Source organism: Streptomyces sp. NPDC015171, assembly GCF_043079545.1.
Classification (GTDB): Bacteria; Actinomycetota; Actinomycetes; order Streptomycetales; family Streptomycetaceae; genus Streptomyces.
The window spans coordinates 54,811-79,005 of sequence record NZ_JBIBUO010000015.1; the positions used below are offsets into that span (position 1 = coordinate 54,811).

Here is a 24,195-nt window from a genome sequence, read left to right on the forward strand (position 1 = left end):
GGACCGCGGAGGGATACGGCTCGGAGGCCGGGACGCATGCGCGGGACCGCGGAGGGATACGGCTCGGAGGCCGGGACGCATGCGCGGGACCGCGGAGGGATACGGCTCGGAGGCCGGGACGCATGCGCGGGACCGCGGAGGGGGCTCGCGTTGCTCGGTGTGAGGCCGTAGCCGCTCTCGGACCGGCGGCCGGCCGGGCCGTGGGGTGGTGCCGTCCTCGGGCTGCCGGCAGCCGCCGCCCGGCGATCTCCATGCCGCCCCCTCCCCCGGTCAGTAGGCCGGCATCGTGCGCGGGCCCAGGTCGTCGCGGGCGGGCGGGGGCGCGAGCCGCACGGTGGCGCCGAGGACGCTCACGCCGTGCGGGGCGACGACGACCGGCTCCAGGGTGACCGCGACCACCTCCGGGTGGTCGTCGACCAGCCGGGACACCCGCAGCAGCAGCCTCTCCAGCGCGGGGGTGTCCACCGGTGTGGAACCGCGCCAGCCGAACAGCAGCGGTGCGGTGCGGATCGAGCGCACCAGCGAGGTGGCGTCCCGGTCGGTGACGGGGATCAGCCGGTGGACGGTGTCTCCGAGGAGCTGTGAGGCGGCACCGGCGAGGCCGAAGGAGAGCACGGCCCCGGCCGCCGGGTCGATCACCGCGCGGACGACGGTGTCGACCCCCCTGGGCGCCATCGCCTGCACCACCGGCCGCAGTTCCTCCGGCGGTCCGAACAGCTCGGTCAACTCGGTGTACGACCGCAGCAGTTGCTCCTCGTCCGCCACGTCGAGGCGGACACCGCCGAGGTCGGCGCGGTGCCTGAGGTGCGGGGCGGTGGCTTTGAGGGCCACCGGGTAGCCGAGGGCGCGGGCGGCCTCGGCGGCGGCTTCCGCGGTGGGCGCGGGGACCGCCCGGCGGACGCGGATGCCGTACGTGCCGAGCAGGTCGCAGGTCTCGGCGGCGGAGAGGGTGAGCCCCGCCCCGCGCTCCAGCAGCCCCGCGATCAGCCGGGCCGCGCCCTTCTCGTCGATGTCGTCGTACTCCGGCACCTTCCCGGGGTCGGCCGCCTCCCGCCGCCACTGCGCGTACTTCACGGCTTCGGAGAGCGCGCGGACGGCGCGTTCGGCTGCGGGGTAGGCGGGGATGAGCCGGGAGTCCTCGGGAGGGGCCGCGAGGACGGCGGAACCGCCCGCCTCCGCCCCCGCCGCCGCCGCGGTGCCGGGCGCGTCCCCGGCGGCCCGCGGGGCGGTGCTCGTCGCGGCCGACAGCGCCTCCGCGAGGCCCCCGAGTTCCACGTGCACCACCAGGACCGGCTTGTCCGGAACCGAGGCCGCGGCCGAGCGCAGCGCCTCCGCCAGCTCGGCGTCCCCCGGCGACGCCTCGCCGATCGCGGGAATGGCGGTGACCACGACCGAGTCGCACGTGTCGTCCGCGAGCGCGGCCGACAGCGCCCGGTGGAAGTCCTCGGCGCGCGCCCCGGTCGTCAGGTCCACCGGCCGCGCCGGCCGCAGCCCCTCGGCGACACAGCGGTCGTACGTCAGCACGCCCAGCGACTCGGAGTTGCCGAGGATGGCCACGCGCGGCCCCGCGGGCAGGGGCTGCCGCGCGAGCAGCAGCCCCGCGTCGACCAGCTCGGTGATCGTGTCGACCCGGATCACGCCGGCCTGCCGGAGCAGCGCGGAGACCGTCGCGTACGGCAGCCGGGTGGCGCGGACCGCGTGCCCCTGCGGTGCCGTGCCGGTCCCCTGCACCACCACCAGCGGCTTCGCCGCCGCCGTCCGCCGGGCGAGCCGGGTGAACTTGCGGGGGTTGCCGATGGACTCCAGGTACATGAGGACGACGTCGGTCTCGGGGTCGTCGTACCAGTACTGCAGGACGTCGTTGCCGGAGACGTCGGCGCGGTTGCCGGCGGAGACGAAGGTGGAGACGCCGGTGACACCGGTCACGCCTCCCCCGCGCCGGTGCAGCCGGGACAGCAGGGCGATACCGATGGCGCCGGACTGGGCGAACAGGCCGATGCGGCCGGCGCGGGGCGGCTCGGGGGCGAGGGAGGCGTTCAGCCGGACGTCCGGGGCGGTGTTGATGACACCGAAGGCGTTCGGGCCGATGATCCGCATGCCGTACGCGCGCGCGGCCTGCACCAGGGCGCGCTGCCGCACGCGCCCCTCCGGCCCGCTCTCGGCGTAGCCCGCGGAGAGCACGACCAGCCCCTGGACGCCGTGCTCGCCGCACTCGGCGACCACGGCGGGCACGTGCGCGGCCGGTACGGCGACGACGGCGAGGTCGACGTGCCCGTCGATGTCCCGCACCGAGCGGTGCGCGGGCACCCCGTCGACCTCCTTGAGGTCCTCAGGGAATGCCTTGTTCACGGCGTGCAGCGGGCCGGTGTAACCGGCGTCGCGGATGTTGCCGAGGACGCTGCGGCCCACCCCGCCGGGGGCGCGGCCGACGCCCACGACCGCGACGGAGCCGGGCGCGAGGAGGCGCCGGACCGAGCGGGCCTCGGCGCGCTGCTCGCGCGCGTGCTGGACGGCGACGGAGCGGTCGGTGGGTTCGAGGTCGAACTCCAGGCGGACGACGCCGTCCTCGAAGCTGCGCTGCTGGGTGTAGCCGGCGTCCGTGAACACCTTGATCATCTTGTTGTTGGCGGGCAGCACCTCGGCGGCGAAGCGGCGGATGCCCCGCTCGCGCGCGACGGCCGCGATGTGCTCCAGCAGGGCGGAGGCGACCCCGCGGCCCTGATGGGCGTCCTGCACCAGGAAGGCGACCTCGGCCTCGTCGGCGGGCGCGGAGGCGGGCAGGCCGTCGGCGCCGATGCGGTCATAGCGTACGGTGGCGATGAACTCGCCGCCGATGGTGGCCGCGAGTCCGACCCGGTCCACGAAGTCGTGGTGGGTGAAGCGGTGGACGTCCTTGGCGGAGAGCCGTGGGTACGGCGCGAAGAAGCGGTAGTACTTCGACTCGTCCGAGACCTGCTCGTAGAAGCTGACCAGGCGGTCGGCGTCATCGGCGGTGATGGGCCTGACGCGTGCGGTGCCGCCGTCGCGCAGCACCACGTCCGCCTCCCAGTGGGCGGGGTAGTGGTGCCGGTCCTGCCGGTCCGCCGAGGTCTGCATGGGCCCCAGAGTACGGCTCGCGTACGACAACGGCGCGAGGCAGTCTGTGGGGGACGGAGAGCCGGACCGAGGCCGCGGTCCGACCTCACACCGGAGCGGGACGAGGGCCCTCTCCGGGCATGCCCCACGATGTGGGAAACTGGTCTAGACAACCCTGAGCACTGAAGGGCAGCAACACATGGCTGAGCGCCGCGTCAACGTCGGCTGGGCCGAGGGTCTCCACGCCCGCCCCGCCTCCATCTTCGTCCGAGCCGCCACGGCCACAGGCGTCCCGGTGACCATCGCCAAGGCTGACGGCAACCCCGTCAACGCGGGCTCCATGCTCGCCGTCCTGGGCCTGGGCGCCCAGGGTGGCGAGGAGATCGTCCTCGCCTCCGACGCCGAGGGCGCGGACGTCGCCCTCGACCGTCTGGCCAAGCTGGTCGCCGAGGGCCTGGAAGAGCTGCCCGAGACCGTCTGAGCACGTCTGAGTACGTCCGCGTACACCTGCGTACGTCTGCGTATGTCTGAGACTGACTGAGCGATCACCGCACAGCACGCCGGAGCCGCGTTCGCCCGCAAGGGCGGCGCGGCTTCGCGGTATGCGCCGACGGGCGTGCCTGTCAGTGGTCCTGTGCGCCAGGGCCGGGTGTGCGCCGGTGGCCGCGTACGCGAGGGCCGTGCGCGCGCCGGTGGCCGTGCGCGCCGGCTCGGTCCACCGGAATCCAGAACCCTGCGTCACAGCCGTTCCGCGCCGGCCGTGCACCCGCCGCGCGACCCAATTCCGGGTACAACCGAATTCGGGCAGCAGAAATGACTCCGCCCCCGAATTACTCTTCTTTGTATACGGCGTCCGTGTTAATGGCGCGGGCTCGAAATGTTTACGGCATGTTGCGAAGTCCTCACACGCTCCGCAGCGCCGGAAAAGCGCAGCCGGTGCGCGCCCGTCGCGCGCTCGGTGTGCAGCGCCGTCAGCGCCCGCGCGCGCTCGCCGTCCCCGCGCGCCACCGCGTCCACGATCGCACCGTGCTCCACCCAGGACTCCACCGGGCTCAGCGGTGCCTCCACCGCGTACATCCAGGCGATCTTGTGCCGCAGCTGGGTGAGCATCGAGGTCAGCGAGGGGCTGCCGGAAGCCTGGGCGAGCGTCTCGTGGAACCAGCCGCCCAGCGAGCGCAGATCGTCGCTGTTGCCGCGCCGGGCCCGCTCCTGGCCCAGCCTGACCAGGCCGCGCAGCACCTTCAGATGGGCCTCGGTGCGCCGCTGGGCGGCCCGGGCGGCGCCCAGCGGTTCCAGCAGCATCCGCATGTCCAGCAGGTCGGCAGCCTCGTGCTCGGCCGGCTCGGCCACGCACGCGCCCGCGTGCCGGCGCGTCACCACGAAGCCCTCGGCCTCCAGGGTGCGCAGCGCCTCGCGCACGGGGACGCGCGAGACACCGTAGCGGCGGGCCAGGACTTCCTCGGTGAGGCGGCTGCCGCGTTCGTAGACACCGGCGATGATGTCGTCCCGGACAGCGGTGCACACCGAGTGCGCCGGAATACGCATGACCGACCTCCGCCTTAATCCCCGTGAAACGCCGACGATGGACGCGTGTCCCGTGACTCTATTCCAATGAGCCGGAATTTCCGACGGCGGGCCGTAATCCATGGATATATTTTTGGACAGCGGACCTGCGGCGCGGCGTGAAAAACGGCGAAAGCCCCGGCTCGGTGAGCCGGGGCTTCGGACGGTGCTGGGGTGGCGTCAGATGTTCACGCCGTGCTTGCGGAGGTAGGCGACCGGATCGATGTCCGAGCCGTAGTCCGGGGTCGTCCGCGCCTCGAAGTGGAGGTGCGGGCCGGTGACGTTGCCGGTGGCGCCGGAGAGGCCGATCTGCTGGCCCGGGAGGATCTTCTGGCCCACCGTGACGCCGATGGACGACAGGTGCCCGTACTGGGTGTACATGCCGTCGGCCATCCGGATCACGATCTGGTTGCCGTACGCGCCGCCCCAGCCCGTGGAGACGACCGTGCCGGCGCCGACCGCGTGGACGGAGGTGCCGCTGGCCGCGTGGAAGTCGATGCCGGTGTGCGAGCCGGAGGACCACAGGGAGCTGCTCGCCTGGTAGCCCGTGGAGACGTAGGAGTGCGCGATCGGGGCGACGAAGGCGTTGAGCCGCTTGCGCTCGGCCTCGCGGGCGGCGCGGGCCTTGGCCTCGCGCACCTCCTGGGCGCGCTGGGCGGCTTCCTTCGCGGCGGCCGCCTCGGCCGCCTTCTGCTCGGCGGCCTGCTGCTGGGCGGCGGCCTGCGCGTCGATCTGCTCGGCGACGCCCTCGGTCGCGGTGAGGACGGGGGTCAGGCCCGTCTGCTCGGGGGAGGTCTCGGCGGCGAGCGCCGGGGAGGCGGCGAGGGTGCCGATGACACCGGTGGTGGTGAGGGCCGCGATGCCGGCCGCCTGGGCCGTGGTCCGCTTGACCCGTCCGGGCTTGCGGTGCTTCCCGGTGGCGCACATGAACGCCATGAAGTGGCTGGTCCTTTCCTTCCTTCTCGCCTACCGGGTTAGCTGACGGGTTCGGAGCAGGAAGGTCTCCTACGGGCCCCCCGCGGTCGCGCGGCGCCCGATTCACCCCAGGGGACGTGGGTCCCCGGCTCCCCTGGCTCGCGCCGTACGGGGACTCGGCGATGACTGTCCGGTGCCGCGGACGCGGCGTACTGCCTGACGAACAGCCCGCATGACGCTACGGCGGCCCGCTTTCAATCCTCAAACGAATCCGGTCTTTTGTAGCGCATCCCACAGGGCAGACGGGCAACCTCCGGCCCAAAACGGGCATCTGAGGAAGAGAGTGGAACAGTGTGGGCCCTCACGACCCGTAGGTCGTGAGGGCCCACACGCGCGCGTGCTGCCGCGCGGCTGCCGCGCGGCGCCGGCCGCTACTCCGCGGTGACGACGGTGACTTCGCCGATGCCGAGCGCCGCCACCGGCTCCTTGATCTGGGACGCGTCGCCGACGAGGACGGTCACCAGACGGTCCACCGGGAAGGCGTTCACGACGGCGGCGGTGGCCTCCACCGTGCCCGTGGCGGCCAGCCGCTGGTACATCGTGGCCTGGAAGTCGTCCGGCAGGTGCTGCTCGACCTGGTCGGCCAGCGTGCCCGCGACGGCCGCCGCGGTCTCGTACTTCAGCGGCGCCACACCGACGAGGTTCTGCACGGCGACGTCCCGCTCGGCGTCGGTCAGACCCTCCTCCGCGACGGTGCGCAGCACCTTCCACAGGTCGTCCAGTGCCGGGCCGGTGTTCGGCGTGTCCACGGAGCCGCTGATGGCGAGCATCGCCGCGCCCGTGCCCTCCGGTGCCGCCCGCAGGACCTGCCCGAAGGCCCGCACGCCGTACGTGTAGCCCTTCTCCTCGCGCAGGACGCGGTCGAGGCGCGAGGTCAGCGTGCCGCCGAGGCAGTACGTGCCGAGCACCTGGGCGGGCCACACCCGGTCGTGCCGGTCGGGGCCGACCCGGCCGATGAGCAGCTGCGTCTGGACGGCACCGGGCCGGTCCACGATGATCACGCGCCCGCGGTCGTCGGCGGTCACCGGCGGCACCGGCCGGGGCTCGCCCGGGGTGCCGGTCCAGGCGCCCAGGGTCTCGCCGAGCAGCTCGTCCAGATCGATGCCGGTCAGGTCGCCGACGACGACCGCGGTGGCCGTCGCGGGCCGCACATGGCGGTCGTAGAAGGCGCGGACGGCCGCGGCGTCGATCTTCTCGACCGTCTCCTCGGTGCCCTGGCGCGGGCGGGACATGCGCGAGGCCGCCGGGAACAGCTCCCTGGACAGTTCCTTGGCGGCCCGGCGGGAGGGGTTGGCCAGCTCGTGCGGGATCTCGTCCAGGCGGTTGCGGACCAGGCGCTCGACCTCGCTCTCGGCGAAGGCGGGAGCGCGCAGGGCGTCGGCGAGCAGGCCGAGCCCCTTGGCGAGGCGGGAGGCCGGGACCTCCAGGCCGATCCGGACGCCGGGGTGGTCGGCGTGCGCGTCGAAGGTGGCGCCCGCGCGCTCGAGCTCGGCGGCGAACTCCTCGGCGGAGTGCCGGTCGGTGCCCTCCGAGAAGGCTCGCGCCATGATCGTGGCGACGCCGTCGAGGCCGGTCGGCTCGGCGTCCAGGGGCGCGTCGAGCAGCACCTCGACCGCGACGACCTGCTGGCCGGGGCGGTGGCAGCGCAGCACGGTCAGGCCGTTGTCCAGCGTGCCGCGCTCGGGGGCCGGGAACGCCCAGGGCCTGGCCTCGCCCGGCTGCGGCTGGGGGTGGAACTCCATGGTGGCGAGCTCGGTCACTTGGCCGTCTCCTCGTTCTCGTTGCCGGCCTCTACGGTCGCTTCCTGCTCCGGGTCCTCGGGGACCCCGGCGTCCTCGACGGTCTCCGGGGACTTCGGCTCGTAGACGAGGACCGCGCGGTTGTCGGGCCGCAGCCGGGCCTTGGCGACCTCCTGGACCTCCTCCGGGGTGACCTCAAGGACGCGCTTGACGGCCGTCAGGGCGAGCTGCGGGTCGCCGAACAGGACGGCGTAGCGGCACAGTTCGTCGGCGCGGCCGGCGACCGTGCCGAGCCGGTCCAGCCACTCGCGCTCCAGCTGGGCCTGGGCGCGCTCCATCTCCTCGGGCGTGGGGCCCTCCGCGGCGAACCGGGCCAGCTCCTCGTCGATGGCGGTCTCGATGACCGGCACCTCGACGTCACCGGAGGTCTTCACGTCGAGCCAGCCCATGGAGGGGGCGCCGGCCAGGCGCAGCAGGCCGAAGCCGGCCGCCACGGCCGTACGGTCGCGGCGCACCAGCCGGTTGTACAGGCGGGAGGACTCGCCGCCGCCGAGGACGGTCAGGGCGAGGTCGGCCGCGTCGCACGCGCGCGTGCCGTCGTGCGGGAGCCGGTAGGCGGCCATCAGGGCGCGCGCCGGGACCTCCTCCTCGACGACCTCGCGCTTCTGCTCGCCGATCGTGTCCGGCAGGGAGCCGTCGCGGGGGGCGGGCTTGCCGTCGTGGGCGGAGATCGAACCGAAGTACTTCTCGATCCAGGCGAGGGTCTGCTCGGGGTCGATGTCGCCGACCACGGAGAGCACCGCGTTGTTCGGCGCGTAGTAGGTGCGGAAGAACCGGCGGGCGTCCTCCAGGGTAGCCGCGTCCAGGTCCGCCATCGAGCCGATCGGCGTGTGGTGGTACGGGTGGCCCTCCGGGTAGGAGAGCGCGGTCAGCTTCTCGAAGGCGGTGCCGTAGGGCACGTTGTCGTAGCGCTGGCGGCGTTCGTTCTTGACGACGTCCCGCTGGTTCTCCATGGACTCATCGTCCAGGGCGGCCAGCAGCGAGCCCATGCGGTCGGCTTCCAGCCAGAGGGCGAGCTCCAGCTGGTGGGCGGGCATGGTCTCGAAGTAGTTGGTGCGCTCGAAGCTGGTGGTGCCGTTCAGCGAGCCGCCGGCGCCCTGCACGAGCTCGAAGTGACCGTTGCCCTTGACCTGCCCGGAGCCCTGGAACATCAGGTGCTCGAAAAGGTGAGCAAGGCCGGTACGCCCCTTGACTTCGTGGCGGGAACCGACGTCGTACCAGAGGCAGACCGCCGCCACCGGGGTCAGGTGGTCCTCGGAGAGCACCACGCGCAGACCGTTGGCCAGCCGGTGCTCGGTCGCTGTCAGGCCCCCGGAGCCTGCCTCGGCCGTGGTCGTGTGACCCATGGGCATGTACGTCCCTTCACGAGCGGAGTCGGTTGTACGAACCGCGGTTTTCCTGCCGTTCCTGCCACTGTATGCAAAGCGTGCGGGGCCTCGGCGGAGTTCCCGCGGGGCGTACGCCCACAGCGGATCGCGTAGCCTGCGTCGGGCCCCCTCCCGGCCGGCTCGCGCGCACCGGGGCGGGCCGGCTCCCCGGCGCCCGCCGGGTCGCCGGGACCGGGTCGTGGCACGGGTTGTCAGTGCGTAGGTCCACAATGGTCCGCGTCAGATCCGTCCCACGCTTCAGCAAGGAGCCAGGCAGCGATGGCCCGCCGCAGCACGAAGACCCCGCCGCCCGACGATTCGTTCGAGGAGAGAATCCTCGACATCGACGTCGTGGACGAGATGCGTGGCTCCTACCTTGAGTACGCGTACTCGGTCATCTACTCGCGTGCCCTGCCGGACGCCCGCGACGGCCTCAAGCCGGTGCACCGCCGGATCGTCTACCAGATGAACGAGATGGGCGTGCGCCCGGACCGCGCCTACGTGAAGTGCGCCCGGGTCGTCGGCGAGGTCATGGGCAAGCTGCACCCGCACGGCGACGCGTCGATCTACGACGCCCTGGTGCGTATGGCGCAGCCCTTCTCCATGCGCGTGCCGCTGGTCGACGGCCACGGCAACTTCGGCTCGCTGGGCAACGACGACCCGCCGGCCGCCATGCGGTACACCGAGTGCCGGATGGCCGAGGCGACGAGCCTGATGACCGAGTCGATCGACGAGGACACCGTCGACTTCGCGCCGAACTACGACGGCCAGGAGCAGGAGCCGGTGGCTCTGCCGGCCGCCTTCCCGAACCTGCTGGTCAACGGCGCCTCGGGCATCGCGGTCGGCATGGCGACGAACATGCCGCCGCACAACCTGCGCGAGATCATCTCCGCCGCCCGCCATCTGATCCGGTACCCGACCGCGGACCTGGACACGCTGATGAAGCACGTCCCGGGCCCGGACCTGCCCACCGGCGGCCGGGTCGTCGGCCTCGACGGCATCCGGGACGCGTACGCGACGGGGCGCGGCACCTTCAAGATGCGCGCGACGGTCACGGTCGACACCGTCACGGCCCGCCGCAAGGGCCTGGTGGTCACCGAACTGCCGTTCACGGTCGGCCCCGAGAAGGTCATCGCGAAGATCAAGGACCTGGTCAACGCGAAGAAGGTCCAGGGCATCGCCGACGTCAAGGACCTCACCGACCGCGAGCACGGCCTGCGCCTGGTCATCGAGATCAAGAACGGTTTCGTGCCGGAGGCGATCCTGGAGCAGCTGTACAAGCTGACTCCGATGGAGGAGACCTTCGGCATCAACAACGTCGCCCTGGTCGACGGCCAGCCGCTCACCCTGGGCCTGAAGGAGCTGCTGGAGGTCTACCTGGACCACCGCTTCGAGGTGGTCCGGCGCCGCAGCGAGTTCCGCCGCAGCAAGCGGCGCGACCGGCTGCACCTGGTCGAGGGTCTGCTGACCGCACTGGTCGACATCGACGAGGTCATCCGGATCATCCGGTCCAGCGAGAACTCCGCGCAGGCCAAGCAGCGCCTGATGGAGCGCTTCTCGCTCAGCGACGTGCAGACGCAGTACATCCTCGACACGCCGCTGCGCCGGCTCACCAAGTTCGACCGGATCGAGCTGGAGGCGGAGAAGGACAGGCTCTCCGCCGAGATCGAGGAACTGACCCGGATCCTGGAGTCGGACGCGGAGCTGCGCAAGCTGGTCTCGGCCGAACTTGCCGCCGTGGCGAAGAAGTTCGGCACCGACCGGCGCACGGTGCTGCTGGAGTCCGGGGGCGCCCCGGCCGCCACGGTGCCGCTGCAGGTGGCCGACGACCCGTGCCGGGTGCTGCTGTCCTCGACGGGGCTGCTGGCCCGTACGGCGACCGACGAGCCGTTCCCGGCGGCGGGCGCCAAGCGCGTCAAGCACGACGTCATCGTCTCGGCGGTGCAGACCACCGCGCGCGGGGTGATCGGCGCGGTGACCTCGGCGGGACGGCTGCTGCGGATCAACGTGGTCGACCTGCCGCAGCTGCCCGAGCCGACGACGGTGCCGAACCTCTCCGGAGGAGCCCCGCTGGCGGAGTTCGTCTCCCTGGAGGACGGCGAGACGCTGGTCTGCCTGACCACGCTCGACGAGTCCTCGCCGGGTCTCGCGCTCGGCACGGAGCAGGGGGTCGTCAAGCGCGTGGTGCCCGACTATCCGTCCAACAAGGACGAGTTGGAGGTCATCACGCTCAAGGAGGGCGACCGGATCGTCGGCGCGGTGGAGCTGCGTACCGGCGAGGAGGACCTGGTGTTCATCACCGACGACGCGCAGCTGCTGCGCTTCCAGGCCTCCATCGTGCGCCCGCAGGGCCGTCCGGCGGGCGGTATGGCGGGCATCAAGCTCACCGAGGGCGCGAAGGTGATCTCCTTCACGGCGGTCGACCCGGCCGCCGACGCGGTGGTGTTCACGGTGGCGGGCTCGCGCGGCACGCTGGACGACTCGGTGCAGACGACGGCCAAGCTCACCCCCTTCGACCAGTACCCGCGCAAGGGCCGGGCCACCGGCGGCGTGCGCTGCCAGCGGTTCCTGAAGGGCGAGGACTGCCTGTCGCTGGGCTGGGCGGGTCCGCTTCCCGCGCGCGCGGCACAGAAGAACGGCACCCCGGCGGAGCTGCCGGAGACCGACCCGCGCCGGGACGGCTCGGGCACCTCGCTGCCGAAGACGGTGGGCGTGGTGGCGGGGCCGGTGTTCTAGACGTACGGCTCCCGGACGGGCGGCTCCTCGCGGTCCGCTTCCGCTGCGTCCGGACTCGCCACGTAGCGCAGGACGCCCCACATGCCGTGCTCGTCGGCGTGCGGGGCGTCGTTCCTGCACGCCTCCAGCTCCTTGCCGAGGGCGTCCGCGTCGATACCGGATCCGATGAGCACGAGCTGGGTGAGCCGGTCCTCGCCGGGCGCCCAGGGCTCCGGATAGAAGCGCAGGAACCGGCCTACGGCGTGCACGGCATAGCGGTTGCGCGGATCGTAGGGCCCGAAGCCGACGTACCCCTTGATCCGGTACAGGCCCTCGGGCCTGCTGTCCAGGAACCGCATGAGCCGACGGGGCTCCAGGGGCTCGTCGGAGGTGAAGGACAGGCTGTCGTAGCCGGTGTGCAGATGCGTGGCGTGGCCGCGACCGTCGTGGCGGGGTCCGTCGCCGTGGGGTCCGTCGCCGTGGGGTCCGTCGTGGCCGGGCGCGTCCTCGGTGTGCTCGTCGTGAGTGTGGTCGTGCAGGTCGTCGAAGGAGAGCTGTCCGATGCGCTCCTCGCTGGGCCGGCAGTCGAAGAGGAACTCGGGGTCGATCCGGCCGTAGGTGGCCGGGACGACGGCGGCGCGGTCGGTGAGCGAACGGACGAGTTCCAGGGCCCGGCCGGCGTCGTCGGCGCGGTCGAGCTTGTTTACGACGACCAGGTCGGCGAGGGCGAGGTGCCGGTCGATCTCGGGATGCTTCGCGCGCGTGGCATCGAACTCGGCGGCGTCGACGACCTCGACGAGACCGCCGTAGACGATGCCCGGATGCTCGCTGGCGAGCACCATGCGGACGAGTTCCTGCGGCTCCGCCAGCCCGCTGGCCTCGATGACGATCACATCGATGCCCGCGGCGGGCGCGGCGAGCCGTTCCAGGTAGTGGTCGAGTTCACCGGCGTCGACGGCACAGCACAGGCAGCCGTTGCCGAGCGAGACGGTCGAGTCGCCGAGGGCACCCGCGACGGCCATCGCGTCGATCTCGATGGCCCCGAAGTCGTTGACGATCGCTCCGATCCGGCTGCCTCCGCTGCGGTGCAGCAGGTGGTTGAGGAGCGTGGTCTTCCCGGACCCGAGGAATCCGGCGAGTACGACGACGGGGATCTGCTGCGGGGTACGGCTGGTGCCCACCGGGCGCCCTCTCTTCCGTGGACCGACTGGCTGACCAGGATAAGAGAGCGGGGCGCCCAGGCGGGGGGCACCGGGTTCGGCGGCGGCCCGTGCCGGCAGGGGGAGGTGCCGCGTCCGTCAGGACCGGTGGGGCCGCCGTCGGGGCCGGCAGCACCGCTAGGGCCGGCAGGACCGCTAGGGCTGGCAGGACCGCTAGGACCGTCAGGACAGTCAGGGCCGTGCCGGTACCGGAACCGGCGGCCGCGGGCCCACGTACCGCGCCACCGGGCGGATGATCTTGGAGTCGGAGGCCTGTTCCAGGATGTTGGCGCTCCAGCCCACCACCCGTGCCGCCGCGAAGGTGGGGGTGAACATCTCCCGGGGCAGGCCGCACAGTTCCATGACCAGGCCGGCGTAGAACTCGACGTTCGTGTGGAGTTCGCGACCGGGTTTCAGCTCGGCCAGGATGGCCTCCACCCGGCGCTCGACCTCCACGGCGAAATGCACCCGGGGGCCGCCGAAGCCGAGCGCGATGTCCCGCAGCATCCGCGAACGCGGGTCCTCCGTGCGGTAGACGGCGTGTCCGAAGCCCATGATCCGGTCGCCGGCGAGCACCCGCTCGCGTATCCAGGCGTCGATCCGGTCGGGCGTGCCGATCGCGTCGAGCGTGTCCAGGGCCCGGCTGGGAGCGCCTCCGTGCAGCGGCCCGGACAGGGCACCGACGGCGCCGGTGAGGCAGGCCGCCGCGTCGGCGCCCGTGGAGGCGATGACACGTGCGGTGAACGTTGACGCATTGAATCCGTGGTCAATGGTGGAGATCAGGTATTGCTCGACCGCACGGGCCCGGCGCGGATCCGGCTCCGAACCGGTCAACATGTACAGGTAGTTGGCCGCGCAGGAGAGGTCCTCGCGCGGCTCGACCGGGTCGAGGCCCCGGCCGAGGCGGTACAGCGCGGTGAGCAGGGTGGGTACGGCCGCGCAGGCGGCCACGGTGTCGGCACGCCGCTGGTCCGCGTCGATGTCGTACACCGGTCGGAAGCCCTGCGTGGCGCCGAGCAGGGACAGCGCCGTGCGCAGTCCGGCCAGCGGCCCGGACCGGCGGCCGGCCCCGGCGATCGCGGGCAGGGCCGCGCGGACGTCCTCGGGCAGGCGCCGCAGCGCGGCGGTCTCTGCGGCGAAGGCGGCGCCGCGCCGGGCGTCCGGGAGTGTGCCGTGGACCAGGAGGTGCCAGACGTCCTCGAAGCTCCGGGTGCGCGCGAGGTCGACGGCCGAGTACTGCCGGTAGTGGTAGAAGCCCTCCCTGCCCCGGACGTCACCGACTTCGGTGTCGGTGACGACGACGCCCGCGAGGCCGCGGGGGGCCTCGATGAGCGGGGTGGCGGTCCTGTTGACAGTCATGGTTTACCTCCCTGGACTTGATCCGACTGTCCATGCTTGACTCAATTCCTGTCAATGTTGATCCGATCAATGTATAACCATCAACATGTGCAGAGGCCGCTACGGTGGGCCCATGCGCGATCACGACACCGCTCCGCACCGCCCCGGGCCTCGGCTGACCACCAAGGAGACCGCCGAACTGCTCGGCGTGAAGCCCGAGACGGTCTACGCGTACGTGAGCCGCGGCCTGCTCAGCAGCAGACGCGAACCCGGCGGCCGGTCCAGCACCTTCGAGAGCAAGGAGGTGGAGGCGCTCGCGCGCCGCAACCGGCGCGAGGCGGCCGGGAGTCCGGGCTCCGGCGGCGACCTCTCCGTCCGCACCCGGATCACGCTGATCGAGCAGGACCGGTACTTCTTCCGGGGCGTGGACGCCGTCGACCTGGCCGGCCGCCACTCCTACGAGGAGGTCGCGGAGTGGCTGTGGACGGGCCGGCTGACCCCGGGGGTGACGTTCGCGGCGCCCGAGGCCACCGTCGCGGTCGCCCGCCGCGCGGTGGACGCCCTGTCCGAGCACGCCTCCCCGCTCGACCGGCTACGGGTGGCGGCGGTCGCGGCGGCGGCCGAGGACCCGCTGCGCTACGACCTGTCGGAGGAGGCCGTGCTGAACACGGCGCGCATCCTCATCCCCACCCTCGTCACCGCGCTGCCCCCGGCCCGGTTCGCACACCGGGACGAGGGCCCGCTGGCCCACCGCCTGTGGGGCCGGCTGACCGGCCGCCCGGCCGACGAGGCCTCCCTGCGCGTCCTGAACACGGCACTGGCCCTGCTGGCCGACCACGACCTGGCCGCGTCCACGCTCGCGGTCCGGGTCGCCGCCTCGGCCCGGGCGCACGCGTACGCCGCCGTCTCGGCCGGTCTCGGCGTGCTGGAGGGCCCGCTGCACGGGGCGGCCAGCGGCCTGGCGCACCGGATGCTCCTGGACGTACTCGACCAGGGCACGGCGGTCCCGGTGATCGCCGAGGAGCTGCGCGCGGGCCGCCGGGTGCCCGGCCTCGGCCACCGGCTGTACACGGGCGAGGACCCGCGCGCGCGGGTGCTGTTCGAGCTCCTGGAGCAGGTCCCGCGTGCGGAGTCCGCGCTGCTCGCGGCCCGCGACATCGTGGCCACGACCGCCCGGCACACCCCGCTGCACGCCAACGTGGACCTGGCCCTGGCGGTCTTCACCGCCTCCAGCGGCATGCCGGCCACCGCCGGTGAGACGATCTTCGCGGTCGCCCGGACGGCGGGCTGGATCGCGCACGCCCTGGAGGAGTACGGCGAGCGCCCGCTGCGCATGCGTCCCAGCGGTCACTACGTCGGTCCGCGCCCGCCCCAGCCCCTCCCGGAGTAGAGCGAGGACCCGGCCGGAAGTCCCGCGCGCAGAGTCAGGTTAGGCTCACCTCTGTGAGTAGGTGTGCGACCGTCTCCCGGAGCCTCGACGAGCCGGTTTCCGGTACGGCTGCCACGGCGACGACGTGGCTGCTGCTGGAACAGCCCGGTCCCTGGGGCGTCAAGGCCCTCACGTCCAGTCACCTGGACCCCGTGCTGGGCCGGGCGCTGGAGGCCGCCGCCGACGGAACGGGCGTGCGGGTCGCGCTCATCCGCCGCCCCGGGCGCCACGCCGACCCCGGTACGCCCCCGATCCGGCAGGTGTTCGCCGCGCACACCGTCCCGGGGCGCGTGTGGCTGCGCTCTGCCGCCACCCGTGATCCGCGGCGGCTGCTCGACCTCGACTTCGCCGGCCTCGGCGCGGGGGATCATCGTTCCTTCGACGCCGCGCTCGACGGACAGCCCCATCAGGACGACCCGCTGGCGCTGGTGTGCACCAACGGCAAGCGCGACCGCTGCTGCGCCCTCCTGGGGCGCCCCCTCGCCGCTGAGCTGGCCGCCTCGGGGGTGCGCGGTGTCTGGGAGGTCACCCATCTGGGTGGACATCGCTTCTCGCCCACGGTGCTCGTGCTGCCGTACGGCTACGCCTACGGCCGGGCCGAGGCGCACACCATCAAAGAGGCCCTGCACGGTGTCCAGGAGGGCCGTGTGGTCGTCGAGGGGTGCCGCGGGTGTTCCGCGTGGGAACGGCCCGGCCAGGCGGCCGAGCTCGCCGTCCGCTCGGTGGCGGGCGAGTACCGGGCGGGTGTGCTCGGCGTCGTACGGACCGACGGCGCGGCTCCCCGCTGGCGGGTCACCGTCGCGCACGCCGACGGCCGCCGCTGGCGGGTCACCGTGGCGCAGGGGACGTCACTGCCGCCGCGTGCGGAGAGCTGTGGCGCGGCGGTGCTCGGTGCGCCCGCGCGCATGGACGTGGTCGAGGTGCGCGAGCTGAGGCCGGAGGCGCTGGCGTGCTAGCGCGCACCCCCAGTGTCAACACTTGATCACCGGATCAAGAATTGATCAAGAGATCCACACCACACCCGCTGGGGTGCTTCCGGCGACCCCACGTACCGTCGTGGATATGAGCCCCACTCCCCCCGCACGCCGGCTGCGCCTGGGTCTGCCACGGCGGATGTTCTCCCAGATGCTGCTGATGCAGGTGGCGATCGCCGCGGGAGTCGCGGTGCTCGCGACCGGGCTCTTCCTGGCGCCTCTGAGCAAGCAGCTGGACCAGGAGGCGATGCGCCGCGCACTGGCCATCGCCGAGACCGCGGCCCAGGACCCGCAGATCGCCGAGGGCGTCCTGACCACCCCGCCGACCAGGAACGGGCCGGTGCAGCAGGAGGCCGAGCGGATCCGGCGGGCCACCCACGCCGAGTACATCGTCGTGCTGAACCGGGACCGGGTGCGCTGGTCGCACCCCACGGCCTCCGAGATCGGCCGCCACGTCTCCACCGACCCCAGCGGCGCCCTGGCCGGCCAGAAGGTCATGGAGATCGACAACGGCACCCTGGGCCGCTCGGCACGCGGCAAGGTGCCGCTGTACGACGCCGACCACCGCGTCGTGGGCGCGGTCTCCGTCGGCATCGCCTACGACAGCGTGCGGGCACGGCTCATCAGCGCGATCCCGGGGCTGTTCGCGTACGCGGGCGGTGCCCTCGCGGTGGGCGCGCTGGCCGCCTGGCTGATCTCGCGCCGGGTCCAGCGGCAGACCCGCGACCTGGCCTTCTCCGACATCTCGGCCCTGCTGGCGGAGCGCGAGGCGATGCTGCACGGCATCCGCGAGGGCGTGGTCGCCCTCGACCGGGGCGGCCGGGTCCGCCTGCTCAACGACGAGGCGCGGCGCCTGCTGGGCATCGGCGACGAGGCCGTCGGGCGGACCCCGGACGAGGCGCTCGGCGCGGGCCGTACGACCGACGTGCTGGCCGGCCGGGTGACCGGCACCGATCTGCTCACCGTGCGCGGGCAGCGGGTCCTGGTCGCCAACCGCATGCCCACCGGCGACGGCGGCGCCGTGGCCACCCTGCGCGACCGCACCGAGCTGGAGCAGCTGGGGCGCGAACTCGATTCCACCCGCGGGCTGATCGACGCCCTGCGCGCCCAGGACCACGAGCACGCCAACCGTATGCACACCCTGCTGGGGCTGCTGGAGCTGGACATGTACGACGACGCCGTCGAGTTCGTCGGCGAGGTGGTCGGAGACCACAGGGCCACCGCCGAGCAGGTCACGGAGAAGATCCAGGACCCGCTGCTGGCCGCGCTGCTGGTCGGCAAGGCGACCGTGGCCGCGGAGCGCGGGGTCGCCCTGAGGGTGTCGGAGCACACCCGGCTCCCGGACCGGCTGATCGATCCCCGGGGGCTTGTCACGATCGTGGGCAACCTCGTGGACAACGCCCTGGACGCGGTCGCGGGCACACCGCACGCGCGCGTGGAGGTCGAGCTGCGCACGCAGGGCCGTACGGTCGTCCTCCGGGTGCGCGACACGGGCCCCGGAATCCCGGCCGAGCAGCAGGAGTTGATCTTCACCGAGGGGTGGTCGACCAAGAAGCCGCCCCCGCACGGCAAGCGGGGCATCGGGCTCTCCCTGGTGCGCCGCCTCGCCGAGCGGCAGGGCGGAAGCGCGGCCGTGGACGCCGCGGCCGGCGGCGGTGCGGAGTTCACCGTGGTCCTGCCCGAGGCGCTGACCGGGCCGGCGCTCCAGCCGGCGCTCACCGGTGCGGCGGAGGCCGCCACGCAGACGGCGGACGTCCCCGCCACCGCCGACGAGGAGGCGTGATGATCGAGGTGCTGGTCGTGGACGACGACACCCGGGTGGCCCGGGTGAACGCGGCCTACGTGGAGAAGGTGCCCGGTTTCCATGTCGCCGGCGAGGCACACAGCGCGGCCGACGCGCTGCACCTGGTGGAGACCCTCCCCCGGCTCGATCTCGTCCTGCTGGACCACTACCTGCCCGACGAGACGGGTCTCGCTGTCGTCCAGGAGATGCGCCGGCGCGGCCACCAGACCGACGTGATCATGGTGACGGCGGCGCGGGACGTGTCGACCGTCCAGGCGGCCATGCGGCAGGGGGCGTTGCAGTACCTGGTGAAGCCGTTCGCCTTCGCCGGTCTGCGGGCCAAGCTGGAGGCGTACGCCGAGCTGCGACGCACCCTGGACGGCGGCGGCGAGGCCGAGCAGGCGGAGGTGGACCGCATCTTCGGCGCCCTGTCCGCCCCGTCGGAGCCCGGCCTCCCCAAGGGGCACTCCCCCACCACCGCCGAACTGGTGCGCCAGGCGCTGCTGAACGCCGAACGCCCGCTGTCCGCCCAGGAGATAGCCGAGCGGACGGGGGTGAGCCGGCAGACCGCCCAGCGGTATCTGAGGCTCCTGGAGCGCACCGGCCGGGCCCGGCTGACCCTCAAGTACGGTGACGCGGGCCGCCCGGAACACCGCTATGTGTGGTCCACCCGCGCCTGAACCGGTTGCATGGAGCGGTCACTTGACCACCTTGACGATCTCGGTGGCGCATGTACTGCTCAAGTCGATCATCGCGTTCTTGATGTCGGGGTTGAACGTCTTGAGCTGGACGGTGTCCTTCTACCCGTCAACCCAGGCCGTCTGCATGTACAGACTTGACGACGGGTACGGCCCGCCCAGCACTACCTCCGCCACCTGAAACAGGTGGGCCGCCCGAGCCTCGCCCTGATGTACGGCGGCACCGGCCTCCCCGAACACCGCTACGCCTGGGCCGGCGCCGTGATGCCCCCGGTACCCGGTTACGCCGCTCCGGCGCCCGTCAGCGAACGCACCTCGGTCTCGGCGTACTTGGCCTCGTCCGCCGCCTCGTCCGAGGTGACCGTGCCCAGCCAGCCGGCGAGGAAGCCGAGCGGGATGGAGATGATGCCCGGGTTCTCCAACGGGAAGTACTGGAAGTCGACGCCCGGGAACAGTGAGTCCGGGCTGCCGGAGACCACCGGGGACAGCAGCACGAGCCCGATCGCCGGGAGCAGTCCGCCGTACACCGCCCACACCGCGCCCCGCGTGGTGAAGCCGCGCCAGAACAGCGAGTAGAGCAGGACCGGCAGGTTCGCCGACGCGGCGACCGCGAAGGCGAGGCCGACGAGGAAGGCGACGTTGAGATCGCGGGCCAGCAGTCCGAGCGCGATCGCCACGACGCCGACGCCGACCGCCGCCCATCGCGCCACGGCCACCTCGCTGCGGGCCTTGGCGTGCGGCCGGCGCAGCGACGCGTACAGGTCGTGGGCCACCGAGGCCGAGGAGGCCAGGGTGATGCCCGCGACGACCGCGAGGATCGTGGCGAAGGCGACGGCGGCGACCACGGCGAACAGCACCGTGCCGCCGGTGGAGCCCGCGCCGCCGCCCAGATCGAGGGCGAGGAGGGGCACCGCCGTGTTCCCGGCCGCGTTGGACGCCCGTACGGCCTGTGTCCCGACCACTGCCGCCGCTCCGAAGCCGAGGACGATCGTCATCAGGTAGAAGCTGCCGATCAGACCGATGGACCACACCACGGAACGGCGGGCGGCCCGCGCGGTCGGCACGGTGTAGAAGCGGGACAGGATGTGCGGCAGGCCGGCCGTGCCCAGTACGAGCGCGAGCCCCAGGCTGATGAAGTCGAGCCGGGCGGTCCAGTCGCCGCCGTATCTCAGCCCGGGCGCCAGAAACGCCCTCCCCTGTCCGCTGCGCTCCGCGGCAGTGAGCAGCAGCCGGTCGACGTCGCCGTGGAAGCGCAGCAGGACGAGCACGGTCAGCACGACCGTCCCGCCGAGCAGCAGGACCGCCTTCACGATCTGGATCCAGGTGGTGGCCCGCATCCCTCCCAGCGACACATAGATCACCATGAGCGCGCCTACGCCGATCACCGCCCAGACCTGGGCGGCACCGCTCGTCCTTCCCAGCAGCAGCGCCACCAGGCTGCCCGCGCCGACCATCTGCGCGACCAGATACAGCACGGACACCACGACCGAGGAAGTCCCCGCGGCGATCCGTACCGGCCGCTCCCTCATCCGCGCGGCCACCACGTCCGCCAGGGTGAACCGTCCGCAGTTGCGCACCAGTTCGGCGACGAGGAACAGCACGACCAGCCACGCCACGAGGAAGCCCACCCCGTACAGCAGCCCGTCGTATCCGTACAGCGCGATGAGTCCGCTGATCCCGAGGAAGGAGGCGGCCGACATGTAGTCGCCCGCGATGGCAAAACCATTCTCCATCGGGGAGAACAGCCGGCCCCCGACGTAGAACTCCTCCGCCGAACCGTGCCGCCTGCGGCTCACCCAGGTCGTGATCCCGAGGGTGACCGCCACGAATCCGCTGAACAACAGCAGTGCCAGAGCCTGATGGTCACCGGTCACAGGGCACCCCTCTGCGCCCCGCGGGCCATTTCCTGGGTGTCCCAGCGCAGCTCCAGCGCGGCCCGGTCCCGGCGCAACCGCGCATGCCGGGCGTACGCCCAGGTGAGCAGAAACGTGGTGAGGAACTGCCCGAGCCCCGCGAGCATCGCCACGTTCACCGCTCCCGCCACGGGCCGGGCCATGAGTCCGGGCGCCGTCGTCGCGGCGACCACGTATCCCACGTACCAGACGAGAAAGGCCGCGACCCCCGGCACCACGAACCGCCGGTACCTGCCGCGCACCTCCTGGAACGCCTGACTGCGCTGCACCTCCAGGTACACGTCACGGGTGCGCGCTGCCGCCGCCCCGGACTCGCCGCGTGCGGGCGGCACGGCCGGCGCCGGCATGCCGGTCCCGTCGAGTTCGCCCCACCCCGAGGCCAGCGCGTCGTACCAGGGATCCTCGTACGTCACGTCGCGGGAGGGCTCGCCGCGGCCCTTATGGTTCCCGGCCGCACTCTCGGGACCGTCCCCGGCTCCGTGGGAACGATCGTTGCTTGACTGCATGCCCAAGGATGGACAGACCGGGAAGATCCCTGACTCTTCTTCCTCCGGCTCTTCACTCCATCAGGTGACTCACCGGGAAGGCGGCCGCACCAGTCCCTTGCTGTAGGCGTACCGCACAGCCTGCGCCCGGTCCTTGAGGCCCGCCTTGGCGAAGAGGTTGTTGATATGGGTCTTCACGGTCGCGGTCGACACATGCAGCCGGCGGGCGATCTCCTGGTTCGTGAGCCCCTCGGCGATCAGCCCCAGCACCTCGGTCTCCCGGGCGGTCAGCCCGTCGGGCGCCTCGCCCACCGCAGGTGCCTGCTCGGGCTCCGGCCGCGACAGCCGCTCCAGCAGGCGGCGCTGGACACTCGGCGACAGTCCCGCGTCCCCCGACAGCACACTGTGCACGGCACGTACGATCTCGTCACCGCCCGCGTCCTTGGTCAGATACCCCCGGGCGCCGGCCCGCAGCGCGGGGAACAGTGATTCGTCGTCCGCGTAGGTGGTGAGCACCACGACCTGGGTGCCGGGGTACTGGCTCCGGATCCGCCGGGTGGCCTCCACGCCGTCGCAGCGGGGCATCCTGAGGTCCATCAGGACCACGTCCGGTGCGAGTTCACCGACCAGCCGCACCGCCTCTTCCCCGTCTCCCGCCGCCCCGACCACCTCCACACCGGGCAACAGGCCGAGGAGCATGACGATGCCCTCGCGGACGACGGTCTGGTCGTCGGCCACGACCACCCGTGCGGGCTTCCTCTCTCCTTCCGGCTCCGTCATACGGGCACCTTCAGCGTCACCACGAACCCCTCCTCGTCCGGTCCCGCGGCCAGCGAACCGCCCAGCAGTTCGGCGCGCTCGCGCATGCCCAGCAGACCGTACCCGGCTCCGGCCGCGGTGAGTTCGCCCGGACGTCCGCCCGAGTCCCGTACGTTCAGCGTCACTTCGTGGTCGCTGTAGTCCAGGCGGACATCCACTCGGGCGCCCTGGGCGTGCTTGCGGACGTTCGTCAGCGCCTCCTGTGCGACACGCCGTACCGCCTGGGACGCTTCGGCCGGCAGGGGCTTGCGTTCACCTGTGACGGTGACCTCTGCGCCGTCGGCCGCGCTGACGAGTTCGCTCAGGAAGTCCTCCAGCGGGGTCAGCTCACCCCGCAGCGCGGACAGCGCCTGACGCGTCTCGGAAAGGCCGTCACGGGCCATCCCCCGGGCGGCCACCACCCGCTCCAGGATCCGCTCGCGATCCGCCCCGTTCTCGATCAGCAGGCGGGCCGCCTCCAGGTGCACGAGCTGCGCCGAGAGGCTGTGGGCCAGCACGTCGTGGATCTCCCGGGCGATGCGGGCCCGCTCGGCCAGCGCCGCCGACTCGGCCTCGGCCGCGCGGGCGGCACGCTCCTGGGCGAGCAGCCGCTGCGCATTGCCCCTGGCTTCCGCGTCCAGCCGCAGGACGTACCCGGCGAGGGCCATACCGGCCACGGTGGCGGCCGTGGTCAGCCAGACGTCGGTGGTGAACGCGGAGTACGAGGCCAGCGCCGCCGTCGCGACGGGGACGGCGGCCCCGAGCGGCAGCCGCTCCAGCGCGCTGATTCCGCAGCCGCACCAGATCACGAGGGCCGGCCCTCTGAATCCCGTGGCCTCGGCACCGAGCGCGATCCCCAGCAGGACACCCATGAGCGCGATGGAGGGCACCAGTCGGTGCGCATAGGTGGTCCGGACGAAGGCCCAGGTGACCACAGCCGCGAGGGCGATTCCCGCCGCTACGGCCAGGGCGCCCCAGACGGTGACGTGCCGCTGGTTGAAGGCAGCCCACAGAAGCACGGCCAGCACGACCAACCGAACAGCCCAGGTGAGCAGTCGCCGGGGCCGGGTGATGCCCGCGAGACCGAGCGCTTCGCGTGACGGCCAGCGTGTCCAGACGTTCTCTGTCACGCGCGCTCCTTCCAGGCCGACCACTTGTCGTCACCGTACGCCCGGGCGGGGCCGCTCGGGGCTCCGAGGGACTGGGCCCGCCAGACCAGGATCCCGCCGCGGACGAGCAGGGTGCCGGCGAGGCCGAGCATCAGCGCGGAACTGTCCTGGTGCAGGCCGAGCGCGGCGCCGAGGGCGAACACGCCGGCTCGCAACGCTATGCCCACGCCCCAGACGGCGATGCTCGCCTTGGTGCTCTTGGTCCACAGGACGCCGTCCGGAGCCGTCCAGATGCGCGTGGTCCATCCCCAGCCGACGCCGGTGGCCAGGCCGATGAGCAGCTCGACCGCCAGCAGCGCACCGGATTCGGCACGGTGGTGGGCGTCGAGAACGCCGGGCTCGCGCAGGGCGACGACGGCCAGGATCACCGGCAGCAGCCACCAGCGCCGATCCGTGTTGATCGCGCGAGCGCGGAACTGCCGCGCGATCACTATGGCGACCACGGCCACGATCACCAGCGCGTTGACGAGCCCGGACATCGGAGCCTCCGTGAGCGAGAAGGTGGTGCCGGGAGCGAGCGCTGCCGACGCCTTCGAAGCTACGGAAATCCGCAGGCCAGCGGATCGGAGCCGGGGTGGATCAAGGGTGGATCCTCCGAGCGGCCCTCCTCCACCCTCGGGTGGAGAGCCCGTGCGAGGTCACCCGTGGGGGAGGGAGAGAGCGTCCGGATCGGCGGGCACGCCACCTGACCTCCGCACCCGGCAGGAGACCCGGCGTACCACCACCGCCGTCGGAGCACCGACGGGCACGGGGGCGCCTTCCCGCGCCCCCGTCAACACCGCCCCCCGGCTCCGCCACCACCCCCGCCTCCGCAGCCGACCGCACCTCCGCCATCCGACACCGGTCTCCGGCGACGCCCGCCTTGCAGCAGCCGCCCGAAGCCGGAGCCCGGCGCCGCCCGAAGCCGGAGCCCGG

General features: G+C 72.6%; 19 protein-coding genes and 1 riboswitch. Of the genes, 7 read left to right on the forward strand and 12 right to left on the reverse strand.

What is annotated here, in order from left to right; translation table 11 throughout:
- Positions 1 to 270: 270 nt before the first annotated feature.
- Positions 271 to 3,096, reverse strand: a complete 2,826-nt coding sequence (locus tag ACF073_RS32330) for a GNAT family N-acetyltransferase (RefSeq protein ID WP_392074987.1) — start codon at positions 3,094 to 3,096, stop codon at positions 271 to 273.
- 178 nt (positions 3,097 to 3,274) lie between these two features.
- Here ACF073_RS32330 and ACF073_RS32335 point away from each other — a divergent pair, with 178 nt between their 5' ends.
- On the forward strand, positions 3,275 to 3,556 hold the full coding sequence (locus ACF073_RS32335) for an HPr family phosphocarrier protein (protein WP_392074988.1): 282 nt from the start codon (positions 3,275 to 3,277) through the stop codon (positions 3,554 to 3,556).
- A 377-nt stretch (positions 3,557 to 3,933) separates the two neighbouring features.
- On the opposite strand, the gene ACF073_RS32340 is transcribed toward ACF073_RS32335, so the two are convergent.
- The 4 genes from ACF073_RS32340 to ACF073_RS32355 all read right to left on the reverse strand — a co-directional run bounded on the left by ACF073_RS32340 (position 3,934) and on the right by ACF073_RS32355 (position 8,764).
- Positions 3,934 to 4,620, reverse strand: a complete 687-nt coding sequence (locus ACF073_RS32340; RefSeq protein ID WP_392074989.1) for a GntR family transcriptional regulator — start codon at positions 4,618 to 4,620, stop codon at positions 3,934 to 3,936.
- 198 nt (positions 4,621 to 4,818) lie between these two features.
- A complete protein-coding gene (locus ACF073_RS32345; protein ID WP_392074990.1) occupies positions 4,819 to 5,574 on the reverse strand; it encodes a M23 family metallopeptidase in 756 nt (251 codons plus the stop codon).
- 13 nt (positions 5,575 to 5,587) lie between these two features.
- Positions 5,588 to 5,745: riboswitch (cyclic di-AMP (ydaO/yuaA leader) on the reverse strand.
- Positions 5,746 to 5,984: 239 nt separating this feature from the next.
- Positions 5,985 to 7,373 carry a M16 family metallopeptidase gene (locus tag ACF073_RS32350; protein ID WP_392074991.1) on the reverse strand — a complete coding sequence of 463 codons (1,389 nt, stop codon included), beginning with the start codon at positions 7,371 to 7,373 and terminating at the stop codon, positions 5,985 to 5,987.
- Positions 7,370 to 8,764: a M16 family metallopeptidase gene (locus tag ACF073_RS32355; RefSeq protein ID WP_392074992.1), complete on the reverse strand. Its 1,395-nt coding sequence runs from the start codon at positions 8,762 to 8,764 to the stop codon at positions 7,370 to 7,372. Before ACF073_RS32355 ends, ACF073_RS32350 begins: the two co-directional genes overlap by 4 nt.
- 294 nt (positions 8,765 to 9,058) lie before the next feature.
- Here ACF073_RS32355 and ACF073_RS32360 point away from each other — a divergent pair, with 294 nt between their 5' ends.
- Complete coding sequence (locus ACF073_RS32360) at positions 9,059 to 11,515, forward strand: DNA topoisomerase (ATP-hydrolyzing) subunit A (RefSeq protein WP_392074993.1); 2,457 nt, start codon at positions 9,059 to 9,061, stop codon at positions 11,513 to 11,515.
- Here the strand turns inward: ACF073_RS32360 and ACF073_RS32365 are convergent.
- Together ACF073_RS32365 and ACF073_RS32370 are read right to left on the reverse strand one after the other, a co-directional pair.
- Complete coding sequence (locus tag ACF073_RS32365; RefSeq protein ID WP_392074994.1) at positions 11,512 to 12,675, reverse strand: CobW family GTP-binding protein; 1,164 nt, start codon at positions 12,673 to 12,675, stop codon at positions 11,512 to 11,514. The genes ACF073_RS32360 and ACF073_RS32365 overlap by 4 nt on opposite strands.
- Before the next feature lie 210 nt (positions 12,676 to 12,885).
- Positions 12,886 to 14,052: a citrate synthase/methylcitrate synthase gene (locus ACF073_RS32370; RefSeq protein WP_392074995.1), complete on the reverse strand. Its 1,167-nt coding sequence runs from the start codon at positions 14,050 to 14,052 to the stop codon at positions 12,886 to 12,888.
- A 112-nt stretch (positions 14,053 to 14,164) separates the two neighbouring features.
- Between ACF073_RS32370 and ACF073_RS32375 the strand changes: the two genes are divergently transcribed.
- From ACF073_RS32375 to ACF073_RS32395, 5 genes are all read left to right on the forward strand, one after another.
- Positions 14,165 to 15,421 (forward strand): citrate synthase, encoded by a 1,257-nt coding sequence (locus tag ACF073_RS32375; RefSeq protein ID WP_392074996.1) that lies wholly within the window; start codon positions 14,165 to 14,167, stop codon positions 15,419 to 15,421.
- A 53-nt stretch (positions 15,422 to 15,474) separates the two neighbouring features.
- Positions 15,475 to 16,416, forward strand: a complete 942-nt coding sequence (locus ACF073_RS32380; RefSeq protein ID WP_392074997.1) for a sucrase ferredoxin — start codon at positions 15,475 to 15,477, stop codon at positions 16,414 to 16,416.
- 106 nt (positions 16,417 to 16,522) lie between these two features.
- A complete protein-coding gene (locus tag ACF073_RS32385) occupies positions 16,523 to 18,217 on the forward strand; it encodes an ATP-binding protein (RefSeq protein WP_392074998.1) in 1,695 nt (564 codons plus the stop codon).
- Positions 18,217 to 18,897, forward strand: coding sequence for a response regulator (locus ACF073_RS32390; protein ID WP_392074999.1), 681 nt, complete (start codon positions 18,217 to 18,219; stop codon positions 18,895 to 18,897). The genes ACF073_RS32385 and ACF073_RS32390 overlap by 1 nt, the downstream gene beginning before the upstream one ends.
- 22 nt (positions 18,898 to 18,919) lie before the next feature.
- Positions 18,920 to 19,096 (forward strand): hypothetical protein, encoded by a 177-nt coding sequence (locus ACF073_RS32395; RefSeq protein ID WP_392075000.1) that lies wholly within the window; start codon positions 18,920 to 18,922, stop codon positions 19,094 to 19,096.
- Positions 19,097 to 19,196: 100 nt separating this feature from the next.
- Here the strand turns inward: ACF073_RS32395 and ACF073_RS32400 are convergent, their stop codons facing one another.
- The 5 genes from ACF073_RS32400 to ACF073_RS32420 all read right to left on the reverse strand — a co-directional run bounded on the left by ACF073_RS32400 (position 19,197) and on the right by ACF073_RS32420 (position 23,759).
- Entirely contained in the window at positions 19,197 to 20,789 is a 1,593-nt protein-coding gene (locus ACF073_RS32400) for a cation acetate symporter (protein WP_392075001.1), read from the reverse strand.
- Entirely contained in the window at positions 20,786 to 21,334 is a 549-nt protein-coding gene (locus ACF073_RS32405) for a DUF485 domain-containing protein (RefSeq protein ID WP_392075002.1), read from the reverse strand. The genes ACF073_RS32400 and ACF073_RS32405 overlap by 4 nt, the downstream gene beginning before the upstream one ends.
- Before the next feature lie 69 nt (positions 21,335 to 21,403).
- On the reverse strand, positions 21,404 to 22,093 hold the full coding sequence (locus tag ACF073_RS32410; RefSeq protein ID WP_392075003.1) for a response regulator: 690 nt from the start codon (positions 22,091 to 22,093) through the stop codon (positions 21,404 to 21,406).
- Positions 22,090 to 23,241: a sensor histidine kinase gene (locus tag ACF073_RS32415; protein WP_392075004.1), complete on the reverse strand. Its 1,152-nt coding sequence runs from the start codon at positions 23,239 to 23,241 to the stop codon at positions 22,090 to 22,092. Before ACF073_RS32415 ends, ACF073_RS32410 begins: the two co-directional genes overlap by 4 nt.
- Positions 23,238 to 23,759, reverse strand: a complete 522-nt coding sequence (locus ACF073_RS32420; protein WP_392075005.1) for a DUF1453 domain-containing protein — start codon at positions 23,757 to 23,759, stop codon at positions 23,238 to 23,240. The genes ACF073_RS32415 and ACF073_RS32420 overlap by 4 nt, the downstream gene beginning before the upstream one ends.
- Positions 23,760 to 24,195 lie beyond the last annotated feature (436 nt).